Annotated in this window: 7 protein-coding genes; 5 read left to right on the top strand and 2 right to left on the bottom strand. The window is 53.0% G+C overall.

What is annotated here, in order from left to right; all coding sequences use genetic code 11:
* The first annotated feature begins 315 nt into the window (after positions 1–315).
* Together recG and Q4C79_RS11865 are read left to right on the top strand one after the other, a co-directional pair.
* Positions 316–2355: an ATP-dependent DNA helicase RecG gene (gene recG, locus Q4C79_RS11870; protein WP_303091234.1), complete on the top strand. Its 2040-nt coding sequence runs from the start codon at positions 316–318 to the stop codon at positions 2353–2355.
* A gap of 27 nt (positions 2356–2382) precedes the next feature.
* Positions 2383–3672 (top strand): M48 family metallopeptidase, encoded by a 1290-nt coding sequence (locus Q4C79_RS11865; RefSeq protein ID WP_303091233.1) that lies wholly within the window; start codon positions 2383–2385, stop codon positions 3670–3672.
* Positions 3673–3833: 161 nt separating this feature from the next.
* Here Q4C79_RS11865 and Q4C79_RS11860 read toward each other — a convergent pair whose 3' ends face one another.
* Positions 3834–4580: an amino acid ABC transporter permease gene (locus tag Q4C79_RS11860; protein WP_303091232.1), complete on the bottom strand. Its 747-nt coding sequence runs from the start codon at positions 4578–4580 to the stop codon at positions 3834–3836.
* Between the two features lie 233 nt (positions 4581–4813).
* On the opposite strand from Q4C79_RS11860, the gene ribF reads away from it, so the two are divergent.
* The 3 genes from ribF to Q4C79_RS11845 all read left to right on the top strand — a co-directional run bounded on the left by ribF (position 4814) and on the right by Q4C79_RS11845 (position 10588).
* Complete coding sequence (ribF, locus tag Q4C79_RS11855) at positions 4814–5746, top strand: bifunctional riboflavin kinase/FAD synthetase (RefSeq protein WP_303091231.1); 933 nt, start codon at positions 4814–4816, stop codon at positions 5744–5746.
* Between the two features lie 105 nt (positions 5747–5851).
* Positions 5852–8641, top strand: a complete 2790-nt coding sequence (gene ileS, locus Q4C79_RS11850) for an isoleucine--tRNA ligase (protein WP_303091230.1) — start codon at positions 5852–5854, stop codon at positions 8639–8641.
* Positions 8642–9232: 591 nt separating this feature from the next.
* Complete coding sequence (locus Q4C79_RS11845) at positions 9233–10588, top strand: MFS transporter (protein WP_303091229.1); 1356 nt, start codon at positions 9233–9235, stop codon at positions 10586–10588.
* 171 nt (positions 10589–10759) lie between these two features.
* Here the strand turns inward: Q4C79_RS11845 and Q4C79_RS11840 are convergent, their stop codons facing one another.
* Entirely contained in the window at positions 10760–11953 is a 1194-nt protein-coding gene (locus tag Q4C79_RS11840; RefSeq protein WP_303091228.1) for a sugar transporter, read from the bottom strand.
* Positions 11954–12358 lie beyond the last annotated feature (405 nt).

Below are 12358 nucleotides of genomic sequence, written 5' to 3'. Positions count from 1 at the left end.
GCTGGCCGGATATTGTGTTCCACGAAACGCGCGAGCATTCGGTGAATCTGAACGCTTGATGCACTCATAACGAGATCAATGCCTGTCTGAAACATAAGCGGCGCGGTTTTTGCGGTGTAAAAGTTTTCAGACAGGCATTTTGTTGCACTAGCGGATTAACTTAACTTTCGCTACGGCGTTGCTGCGCCTTGCCGTACTACTTGTACTGTCTGCGGCTTGCTGCCTTGTATCGAAAATGTGTGAATCCGCTATAAAAACGATGGGAAATACCGGCCGTTGCGCCGGCTAAGCTCAAATAATGGTATGCTTCCGACCATGAATCCCGTTACCCAAAAACTCTTGAAAATCACCGACACCACGGCCAAAAAGCTGGAAAAGCTGGGCTTGAATACGCCGTGGGAAGTGGTGTTGCATTTGCCTATCCGCTATGAGGATGAAACCCATATCACGCCGATTGCCGATGCGCCCTTGGGCGTCAGCTGCCAAGTGGAGGGCGAGGTGGAGTTTCAGGAAGTGCAATTCAAACCGAGGCGGCAGCTGGTGGTGCGGATACGCGATGCCGCCGGCAGCAGGCTGTTTTTGCGTTTTATCCATTTTTACCCCAGTCATCAGAAACAAATGGCAGAAGGGCGGCGGATCCGTGCGTTGGGCGAAATCAAGCACGGTTTTTTCGGCAGCGAAATGATACACCCGAAAATCCGCGATGCGGAAAGCGGCGGTTTGGCCGAAAGCCTTACGCCGGTTTATCCCACGGTAAACGGGTTGTCCCAGCCGGTGCTGCGCCGGACGATTGCGACGGCCTTGCAGGAAGTCCCCTTGCACGACAGCCTGCCGGATGCGATGTTGCAAAGCCTGAAGCTGCCGCATTTGGCCGAAAGCCTGCATTTATTGCACGCACCGCCGCCGGAAATGACGATACACCGTTTGTCGGACGGCGCTTTGCCGGCTTGGCAGCGTTTGAAATTCGACGAATTGCTGGCGCAGCAGCTCTCGATGCGTTTGGCGCGGCAAAAGCGGCTGGAAGGCCATGCGCCGGTGTTGCGGGGGGACGGCAGTTTGTCGCAACGCTTGTTGGCGGCCTTGCCGTTTCGCCTGACAGGCGCGCAACAACGGGTGTTGGCGGAAATCGCAGCCGATATGTGCCAGCCGCATCCGATGCACCGGCTGCTGCAAGGCGATGTGGGCAGCGGCAAAACCATTGTGGCGGCGTTGTCGGCACTATCGGCGGTAGAAGCAGGCTATCAGGTGGCGGTGATGGCACCCACCGAGATTCTGGCCGAGCAGCATTTCTTAAAATTTTCGCAATGGTTCGAGCCTTTAGGCATAAAGGTAGACTGGTTTTCCGGTAGTCTGCGCAAAAAAGCCAAAGACGGTGCGAAAGCTGCTTTGGCGGCGGGGGAAACCCGTATTGCAATCGGTACCCATGCTTTGTTTCAAGACGATGTGGCGTTTGCGCGTTTGGGGCTGGTGATTGTGGACGAGCAACACCGTTTCGGCGTGGCGCAGCGCTTGGCCTTGAAAAACAAAGGGCAGGACGTGCACCAGCTGATGATGTCGGCTACCCCGATTCCGCGTACGCTGGCGATGAGTTTCTTTGCCGATTTGGACGTTTCGGTGATTGACGAATTGCCGCCGAACCGCACGGCGGTGAAAACCCGTTTGGTCAACAGTGTGCGTCGGGCTCAAGTGGAAGGTTTGGTGCTGAATACCTGCCAAAAAGGCCAGCAGGTATATTGGGTGTGCCCGCTGATTGAGGAGAGCGAAGCCCTGCAACTGCAAACGGCGGTCGATACGCAGCTGCAGTTGCAGCAAAGTTTGCCGGATTTGAGCATAGGTTTGTTGCACGGCCGCATGAAAGCGGCGGAAAAAGCGGACGTGATGGCGGATTTCTCGGCGGGCAAGCTGGATGTTTTGGTGGCGACCACAGTGATTGAAGTCGGCGTGGACGTACCCAATGCCAGCCTGATGGTGATCGAACATGCCGAGCGCATGGGTTTGGCGCAATTGCATCAGTTGCGCGGCCGGGTTGGGCGCGGCGCGGCGGTCAGCTCGTGCGTGCTGCTGTTTAGCGAGCCCTTGAGCGAATTGGCCAAGGCGCGGCTGAAAGTGATTTACGAGCACACCGACGGCTTTGAAATCGCGCGGCAGGATTTGAATATCCGCGGGCCGGGAGAATTTCTTGGCGCGCGCCAGAGCGGAGTGCCGATGTTGCGTTTTGCCGATTTGGAAGAGGATATGGCTTTATTGGAAAAAGCGCGTGATTGGGCACCGAAATTGATTGAAGAGCGGCCGGATGTGGTGGAAGCGCATTTAAACCGCTGGCTAGGCAGCCGCGAACAATATCTGGGCGTATAGCGTTTAGGATGAAGAAAGGGAATCAGAATGCAAACTCGGCGTTTAACCCCGCAGCAGCAGAAAACACAATTGCAATTGGATAAAATCTCCGCAGCTTTCCGCCAAAATTTCCAGGCAGGCAATTATCCGCAGGCAATGCTGGAAGCCTTAAAAGCGCATAAATTGGCGCCGAAATCCACCGCGCCGCTTAGCGACGCGGCTACGGCGGCGGTAAAAGCAGGTTTGTGGGAGGAAGCGGTGCGTTATGCCAAACAGGTGTTGCAGCGTGATCCGCGCCACATCAATGCTTACGATGCACTGGCCCATGCTTACGGTGAGCAGCATGATTGGGAAAACTGCGCGCGCTACGGCTTGCAGGCTTTGCAGTTGCGCGACGAGCGTTTCGGAGCGGGCGAATTGCCAAAATTGCCGCAGATAACGGCGAAACCGGAGGGTAAGAAGATCATCGCGTTTTCGCTGTTCGGCGGCAGCTCCGCTTATTGCGAACCGGCAGTGATGAATACCGAAATCAGCCAAAAGATTTACCCGGGCTGGCTGTGCCGCTTTTATGTGGACGACAGCGTTCCCGACAGTATTATCCGGCGCTTGGCGGATAACGGTGCCGAGGTGGTTAAAGTAGACGCGGCTTTGCAAAGCTGGCCGGGAACGATGTGGCGTTTTCTGGCGCTGGATGATGCGGATGCGGCTTATGTGGTGTTTCGCGATGCCGATTCTGTGATTTCCTGGCGTGAAGCGGCGGCAGTACGGCAATGGCTGGAGAGCGGCAAGCTGTTTCACACGATGCGCGACGGCAGCACCCATACCGAACTGATACTGGCCGGTTTGTGGGGAGCGGTGGCCGGCGCGGTGCCGGATATGCGCGGCAAGATAGAGGCCTATCTGAAACAACCGCTGCAATCCAAGCATTTTGCCGATCAGTTTTTCCTGCGCGAACAAATCTGGCCGTACGCCAAACAAAGCCTGTGTGCGCATGACCGGATTTTCGGTTTTTACGGTGCGACGGATTTTCCGGACAACACCGAGTTTGATTATGGCAGATTTCATGTCGGCTGCGACGAGGGCAATTCGCATATCGCCGCCGATTTGAACCTGCCGGAAGGCAGCCGTATCTGCTGGAATTTGTTCAGCCGGATTTCGCCTTTGCTGAATCCGGACTATTCGGAAAACCTGCTGGAGAACGAGCGTTGGATTTGCAGCTATGAAAGCACGGTGCAACAAGGCAAGCTCAGCGCCTATATCCCACGCCGCTATTCGCGCGGCGTGGCGCGCGGGCTGACCCGGGTAACGGTGGCGCCGTTGGAAGATGATGCAGGATAGAAGGGGGAAAGAAAATATCCAATGCCTGTCTGAAAACATTTTTTCAGACAGGCATTGGGTTTTCATTTTTACCTACCCTGAAGATGCCTGTCTGAATCGGAGATTGAGGCAAACATAAAAAAACCGCCGGATGATTCCGGCGGTTTTGCTGTTTAAACCGATTAGCGGCGGCTGATGCTGTAGCGTTTTTCCAGCCAGGAAAAGAACCAGCTCAGGCCTATGGTCATCACCAGATAAATCAGCGCGATGGTGTAGAGCGGTTCCTCATAAATCGAATAGCGGCCGGAAATGGTGCGCTGTACATAAGCCAATTCGGCTACCGCAATGGCAGACAGCAGCGAACTGTCTTTCAAGAGGGTAATGAATTCATTGGCAAGAGGCGGCAGCATGCGGCGGATGGCCTGCGGCAGAATCACAAAACGCATGGCTTGCGGGTAGGTTAAGCCCAGCGAGCGGGCGGCTTCGATTTGGCCTTTGTCGATAGATTGGATACCGGCGCGGAAAATTTCGGTGATGTAGGCACCGGCGTTGACGGTAAGCGCCAGCGTACCGGCGATAATCGCGCCGTAGTTGCGGCGTAATTCCACCGCCAAGTCTCCGCTGATCAACCAGCCGTCCACCGGATTAATCAGCGCCACCGCCCAGATAAAGTACCAAATAAATATTTGTACAAACAAAGGGGTACCGCGGAATACGGTTACATAAAGCAGCGACAGGTTCCGTATTACCCAGCCCAATACTTTGAGCGGCATACCGGCTTTTTCAAATTTGATGATACGCGCCAATGCGCCGAACAGACCGAGCACGGTGCCGCCCAAGGTAGAGGCGGCGGTCAGGCCTAGCGTCATCAGTGCGCCATAGACGAACATTTCGCGGTATTCGTAGATAATGTCGAAACGGAAACTCATAAGGAAAGGCTTTACATGTGTTAATGAGAGGTAAGATTGTCAACAAAATTTGGGTAAAAAATTAATCCGCTATTTTACAAGAAAACCGATAAGTTGAAATTTTTAATTTTTGGTTTTTACATTGCCAATAGCCATAATAAAATGCTGCCATCCGGTTTTCAGACAGGCCTATGCTTTATTGCCGGGCCCATAAGGTTTACAATACGCGTTTATTTTTTCTTAACAGACAAGTAATGGATATTTGGTTCGGCTTGAGCCGCAAACCCGATTTGCCGCAAGGCAGTGCGGTTACCATCGGCAATTTCGACGGCGTTCATTTGGGGCACCGTCATATCTTGCAGCGTTTGCGGCAGGAGGCCGACAGCCGCGGCTTGCCGGCGCTGGCGATTGTGTTCGAGCCGCAGCCGCCGGAATTTTTTGCGAGAAAAGCCGGTAAACAACCGCCTTACCGTTTAAGCCCGATGCGCGACAAACTGGATTTTTTGCGCGAAAGCGGCTATTTGGACGGGGTATTGGTATTGCGCTTCAACCAAGCTTTTGCCGATATGACGGCCCAAGCGTTTATCGACCATTTGTTGCGCGGCCATTTGAATACCCGTTATCTGTTGGTGGGCGACGATTTCCGTTTCGGCGCGGGCCGTGCGGGCGATTTTGCGCTGTTGCGGCAGCAAGCGGAAATGGTTACCGAGTCGACCCCCAGCGTGATGGTGGCCAACGAGCGGGCATCCAGCACGGCGGTACGCAAGGCGTTGAACGAGGGTAGGCTGGCTTACGCAGCCGGTTTGCTCGGACACCCTTATGCGTTGAGCGGCCATGTGAAACACGGTGCCAAGCTGGGCCGTACATTGGGCAGCCCAACCGCCAATATCCATTTGCCGCCGCACCACTACGCTTTGAGCGGGATATTCGTGGTGGAGGCTGAGGGGGCATTCGGCCGCCGGCGCGGTGTGGCCAGTTTCGGTCTGAATCCGACAGTAAGCAACAGCCGTTCGCAAAAATTGGAAGTTCATTTGTTTGATTTTAACGGGCAGATTTACGGCGAGCGGCTCAGGGTGCATTTTCTGCATAAACTGCGTGACGAACAAAAATTCGACAGCCTGGAAGCGTTGCAGGCGCAAATCCATCAGGATATGGACGCGGCCAGAAGCTGGTCGGCACAAAGCTGAAACCTGCTTTTCCGTTTCTTTTACAAACGCTGAAAAGCCTTATAAAATTAGACTCGTATTATCCTTATTTAACGAGACGTTTCCGTCTTCACAAGAGTTCCGAATATGACCGACTACCGACAAACCGTCAACCTTCTCGACACCCCGTTTCCCATGCGCGGCGATCTGGCCAAGCGCGAGCCTGCCTGGCTGAAAAGCTGGTACGAGCAAAAGCGTTACCAAAAGCTGCGCGAAAAAACCAAAGGGCGCCCGAAATTCATTCTGCACGACGGCCCGCCTTATGCCAACGGCGATATCCATATCGGTCATGCGGTCAATAAAATTCTGAAAGACATTATCATCCGCAGCAAAACCCTGGCCGGTTTCGATGCGCCTTATGTGCCGGGTTGGGATTGCCACGGCTTGCCGATTGAGGTGATGGTGGAAAAATTGCACGGCAAAGATATGCCGATGGCGCGTTTTCGCGAATTGTGCCGCGAATACGCTGCCGAGCAGATTGCTAAGCAAAAACGCGACTTTATCCGTTTGGGCGTGCTGGGTGATTGGGACAACCCCTATCTGACGATGAATTTCAAAACCGAAGCCGATACGGTGCGTACGCTGGGCGAAATCTACAAGGCCGGTTATCTTTATCGCGGGGCCAAGCCGGTACAGTTTTGCTTGGATTGCGGCTCATCACTGGCCGAGGCGGAGGTGGAATATCGGGATAAAGTATCGCCGGCCATCGATGTGGCTTATCTGTTTCAAGACAATGCGGCGCTGGCCAAGGCGTTTGGCCTGTCTGAATTGTCAGGCGATGCCTTCGGCGTGATTTGGACAACCACGCCGTGGACTTTGCCGGCCAGCCAGGCGATTGCGGTGGGTGCCGATTTGGTTTACCAATTAATCGAAACACCCAAAGGTAAGCTGGTGTTGGCCAAAGATTTGGCTGAAGAGGCAATCAAGCGCTACGGTTTTGCCGAAGACGAAACAAAGGTGTTGGCGGAAACCACCGGCGCAAAATTGGAAAATCTTTATCTGAACCATCCCTTTATCGAGCGCGATATTTTGATGCTGAACGGCGATCATGTAACCACCGATGCCGGTACCGGTTTGGTACACAGCGCGCCGGCGCATGGTTTGGAAGACTACTTTGCCTGTCTGAAATACGGAATCGAGCTTTACAATCCGGTAAACGCCGAAGGCCGCTTTATCAGCGAAGTACCGCGCGTGGCCGGTTTAACGGTGTGGGAAGCCAATCCGGTGATTATCGAATGGCTGTCTGAAAACCGTAAATTGATGGCCAGCAACAAAATCGAGCACAGTTACGCGCATTGCTGGCGCCACAAAACGCCGCTGATTTACCGCGCGACCGGCCAATGGTTTATCGGCATGGATAAAGCGGGTGTCAGCGGAAAGACTTTGCGCAACAATGCTTTAAAAGCGGTGGATGATACCGAATTTTTCCCGGCCTGGGGTCGTGCCCGTTTGCAGGCGATGATTGAAGGCCGCCCGGACTGGGTGGTTAGCCGCCAGCGTTTTTGGGGCACGCCGATGACTTTCTTTGTGCACAAAGAAACCGGCGAATTGCATCCCGATTCTGCAGAATTGCTGGAAAAAGTGGCGCAACGCATTGAAGAAAAAGGCATCGAAGCTTGGTTTGCCTTGGATAAAAGCGAATTGTTGAGCGCGGAAGACTGCGAGCAATACGATAAACTCGGCGACACCATGGATGTGTGGTTCGATTCCGGCTCCACCCATTTTTCGGTATTGAAGCAGCGCGAAGAATTGGCTTGGCCGGCGGATTTGTATTTGGAAGGCAGCGACCAGCACCGCGGCTGGTTCCAGTCTTCTATGCTGACCGGTTGCGCGACGCTGGGCCGTGCGCCTTATAAACAATTGCTGACCCACGGTTTCGTGGTCGACCAAAACGGCCGCAAGATGTCGAAATCCATCGGCAACGTGGTGGCTCCGCAAGAGGTGTACAACGAATTCGGCGCCGATATTCTGCGTTTGTGGACGGCAGCTACCGATTATTCGGGCGAATTGGCGATCTCGAAAGAAATTCTGAAACGAGTGACCGAGAGTTACCGCCGTCTGCGCAATACCTTGCGCTTCCTGCTGGCCAATCTGAGCGATTTCAATCCGCTGGAGGATGCCGTGCCGCAGGCGGATATGGTGGAAATCGACCGCTATGCGCTGGTGTTGGCGCGCCGGTTGCAGGAGAAACTGGCCGGCGATTATTACCCGCGCTATGCTTTCCACTTTGCAGTGCAGGATATTGTGAACTTCTGTTCTGAGGATCTGGGTGCGTTCTATCTGGATATTCTGAAAGACCGCCTCTATACCACCAAAGCAAACAGCCATGCACGGCGCAGTGCGCAGACCGCGCTTTACCATATCACCCGCAGCTTGGTGTTGCTGATATCGCCGATTTTGTGCTTTACCGCCGAAGAGGCGTGGGATTTGATCGGCGGCGGCGAGGAAGACAGCGTGTTGTTCCACACCCTGCATGATTTCCCGCCGATGCGTCCGGAGAGTGAGGAAGCATTGGTAGCCAAATGGCAGGCTGTGCGCGAGGCGCGTAACGCGGTTACCGCCGCAATCGAGCCTTTGCGGGCCGATAAATCGTTGGGTTCTTCTTTGCAGGCGGAAGTGCGCATTACCGCGCCGGCTGAAACCGCCGATTATCTGAAGGCGCTGGGTGAAGAATTGCGTTTTGCCTTGTTAGTGTCGAAAGCTGAAGTCAGCGAAGGCGAAGTCTTGTCGGCAGAGGTAGTGGTGAGCGGTGGAGAGAAGTGTGAACGTTGCTGGCATTATACCGACGATATCGGCTCGGTTGCCGGCCACGAAACGATTTGCGCCCGTTGTGCCGATAATATCGATGGCAAAGGCGAAGCGCGCGACTATGTCTGAGCGGCGTTGTTACTGAACGCTGTATTTCAAGAATGCCTGTCTGAAAACTTTTATGTTTTTCAGACAGGCATTTGTTTTTGGGCAAGCGGGTTAATTTATATAGTCGATGGAATAATTTTGATATAGCAGGTTAACACATTTTCGATACAAGACAGCAGGCCGTAGGCAGTTACGGAAGTACGGAAACGATTCTGTTGCCGCTCGGCTGATAAAATCGTTTTCTTTGAATTCTGGCGAACCAAAGTCGCCATTATTTGAAAGAGGTTCGGCTATAGCGGATTTAATTACTTCGATACAAGGCAGCAAGCCGCAGACAGTACAAGTAGTAAGGCAAGGCGCAGCAACGCTGTAGCGAAAGTTAAGTTAATCCGCTATATTGTTGCATGATAACGATAGAGGCTTGTTCAGACAGGCATTCTTGGGTGATTTGTTTGGGTGGTGCTTCGGTTTCAATGTATAATTTCAAGCCTTGTTCGGTATGAAACCGGACGGCTGTTGCCCTTACCCGTGCAGTAACGGGCAACTTGGCAGATTTCCCGCGCAACCGCTCGGTTGCGCGGATTTATTATATTTTTCCTGTTGGTGTTGTTGATGACTGGACAATCGAATAAGTTTTACTCGCTGTTTTTTTCGGTATTTTTCTTGTTTGCCGGTTTCGGCCTGTTTCTGAACTCGGCGGGTGTGGAACTCACTAAAATGGGTGTGAACAACACCGCCATCGGTGCGCTTAATGCGGCGTTTTTTGTCGGTGCGGTTTTGAGCGCGGTTGCCGCGCACCGCGTGGTGTCGGGAGTGGGGCATATCCGTGGCTTCAGCGTGTTCGGCGCGGTGTTCGCGATGGCCGCGCTGGGCCATATGATGACCGACAATCTGTGGGCATGGGGCGTTTTGCGGGTGATTCTGGGCTTTTGTTATTACAGTCTCTTGATGATTGTGGAGAGTTGGTTTGCCGAGCAAAGTGCGGCCACGGCGCGGGCGCGGGTATTGGCGTTTTATAATGTGGTGTACTACACTGCGTTTACCGGCGGTATCGCGCTGTTAACGCTTAAGTTTTCCAGTAACGATATTTTTACCCTGGCGGCCATTTTGGTGATGGCGGCGATGTTGCCGGTAGGCCTCACCCGTATGCATGCGCCGGCTTTGCCGCCGCGCCAGCGTATCAGCTTGCCGCGTTTGTTTGCCATTACGCCGCTGGCGCTGGTGGGCAGTTTTATCGGCGGTTTGTTGGTTAACGGATTTTTTACGATGTCATCGGTATTTCTGTTGAAACAGGGCTATGATGTCAAGCAGATTTCGTTTTTTCTGATGATTGCCATGGTAGGTGGTTTTGCGGTGCAGTTTCCCGTAGCGAAACTTTCCGATAAATTCGGCCGCCGCGCGGCGATTTTGGGTTCGGCGCTGATATCTTTCTGCGGCGCGTTAACCGGCTTGGCTTTGATGTTTGTCGGCTTTGAAGAGGTGTGGGTACATTATGCGGTGGCGGGTTTTTTCGGGCTGGGTTTGTTTACCTTGTACGCTCTGAGCGTGGCGCGGGCGAACGACCAGTTGCCCAACGACATGAGTACGGTGGAAGTCAGCCGCGGCTTGTTGTTTAGCTACGGCATCGGTTCCCTGCTGGCGCCGTTGGGTTTGGGCTTTGTGATGGACCAAGCCGGCAACTACGGTTTTTACGCGTTCTTCGCACTGTTTGCCTGTTTGCTTTCTTTGATGGCGTGGAAACAAAAACGGGTGCCGGTGGAGCAACGCAGCGTGCACGTCAATGTACCGGCCGCTGCCAGCCAAGTGATGGCAGATCTCGACCCGCGTAACGACAGCGGTGTCGTACGGCCGTTTGACGAAGCGGAAGCGCAGGCTTATGTGGATGAATTGAATCGCGGCAGCGGTGAGGATGGCTCGACTTTGGTGAAAACGCCGGCTGAAAATGAGGAGCGTAAAGATTCGGCTTAAAAGGAGATATAACGGGTCTGGCTTTGCAGAAATATGGGTTGTGCTACCCGGTTTGCTACTTGGTATCGGCAATGCGTGAATCAGTTATGGATGTTTAGCCACATAAATCAAATGCCTGTCTGAAAGCTTGATTGTTTTCAGACAGGCATTCTTTTCTGTATTCAAAACGTTTCAATGAACAGCCTGCTGCTGGTTTTCTCGATTGTTAAATCCGGGCTGGCGGATCAGTATCCACGCGATGAGGGCTGCTATGGCAGTCATGGCGGCTCCCAAAAAACTGAGGTTTTTCAGGCCGAGATATACACCGGCGTAATGCCCCAGTAGGGCGCCGGATCCGATGCCGACATTGTAGAGCCCCGAATAAATCGAGGTGGCAACATCAGTGGCGTCTGAAGCGAAATGCAGCACGCGGGAAATCATGGCCAAACCGATGGCGCTGTAAGCAATACCCCATAACAGGCATAAGATGTAAGCCGCCCAAACGGATTCCAACAGTGGATACAGTAATAGCATAGATGCAACCATCAACAGACAGAATCCGATGAAAAATCCTTTGCTATATCCGTCGAACCATTTGCCGAACAGGTAAGAACCGATAAAACCGGCCAAACCGTAAAACATCAGCAGTAGTGTTACCTGTTCTGCGCTAAAGCCACCGACTTGTAATACAAATGGCTCGATATAGGTGTAGGCAGTAAAATGTGCGGTAACGATGGTGACGGTAAAAGCAAACATCAGCAGCAGGTTTTTGCGTTTGAACAGCACCGGAATGCTGGAAAAAGAACCGCTGTTGACGCTGGGCAGCTTGGGCAGATTTTTTGCCAAAATCAGCGAAACGACCAAAGCGGCGGCGCCGATTAACAGCATGGAAACACGCCAGCCGAGAAAATTACCGATAACCCGCCCCAGCGGAATGCCCAGCAGCATGGCGGAAACCGTACCGATACTCAGCAGGCTCAGTGCACGGTTACCGGCACCGGGAGGCGCCAGCCGCATCGCCAATGCGGCGGTAATCGACCAAAACACCGCATGTGATAAGGCAATCAGCACGCGGCTGGCCAACAGCACCGGGAAATTCCAAGCGGAAAAAGCGATCAGATGGCCGCCGATAAACAATGCAAATAACCACATCAGCAACGAGCGCCGCTCCATATTGCGGGTGAGTAGCATCAGCGGTAGTGACATCAACGCTACAACCCAAGCATATACGGTTAGCATAATGCCGGCCTCTGTAGAAGAAAGCTGGAAACTTTTGCCGATATCGGTAAGCAAGGCAATCGGAAGATATTCGGTGGTGTTGAAAATAAAGGCGGCAAAGGCTAGAGCAATAACGCTTAACCAACTTGGAGAATGTGAAGTGGGCATGATGTTTTTTATGGTCAATAATCAAGTTGGAGGATTATGGCTGGAGAAACAGCAGAAAATATAGAATTCTTTCTACTTAATTATACTCCCGCTCGTCAATAATGATAGAAAGTTTTCAGACCGGCACGTCGCCGAGATTGTTTGGGAGTGCAGTCCATAGTGGATTTACTTAACTTTAGCCACGTGTTGCAGTGATATATAGCGTACCGAGTTAATTATCGAGAAACCATAGGGTCTGTTGACGCAACGCAATGGCGGTGTTTTTGGTCAAAAATCCCCGTCTGCGGCGTTAAAAATGCTCGCAAGGTGTTCAATCTTGCTGCGCTTTTTGCCTTGCGTACCCGGTTTTTACCTCTTGAATTGACAATCTAAGTGCAACAAATGCGAAGAGGTGCCCATAAAGCA

This window comes from Neisseria sp., assembly GCF_030523955.1.
Classification (GTDB): domain Bacteria; phylum Pseudomonadota; class Gammaproteobacteria; order Burkholderiales; family Neisseriaceae; genus Neisseria.
This window is presented reverse-complemented; position numbering and strand designations above follow the sequence as displayed.

Bases quoted from the DNA above. Each gene is read 5' to 3' on its own strand.
- Q4C79_RS11865 (WP_303091233.1), top strand. From the start codon at position 2,383: ATGCAAACTCGGCGTTTAACCCCGCAGCAGCAGAAAACACAATTGCAA.
- Q4C79_RS11845 (WP_303091229.1), top strand. From the start codon at position 9,233: ATGACTGGACAATCGAATAAGTTTTACTCGCTGTTTTTTTCGGTATTT.
- Q4C79_RS11860 (WP_303091232.1), bottom strand. From the start codon at position 4,580: ATGAGTTTCCGTTTCGACATTATCTACGAATACCGCGAAATGTTCGTC.
- ileS (WP_303091230.1), top strand. From the start codon at position 5,852: ATGACCGACTACCGACAAACCGTCAACCTTCTCGACACCCCGTTTCCC.
- recG (WP_303091234.1), top strand. From the start codon at position 316: ATGAATCCCGTTACCCAAAAACTCTTGAAAATCACCGACACCACGGCC.
- Q4C79_RS11840 (WP_303091228.1), bottom strand. From the start codon at position 11,953: ATGCCCACTTCACATTCTCCAAGTTGGTTAAGCGTTATTGCTCTAGCC.
- ribF (WP_303091231.1), top strand. From the start codon at position 4,814: ATGGATATTTGGTTCGGCTTGAGCCGCAAACCCGATTTGCCGCAAGGC.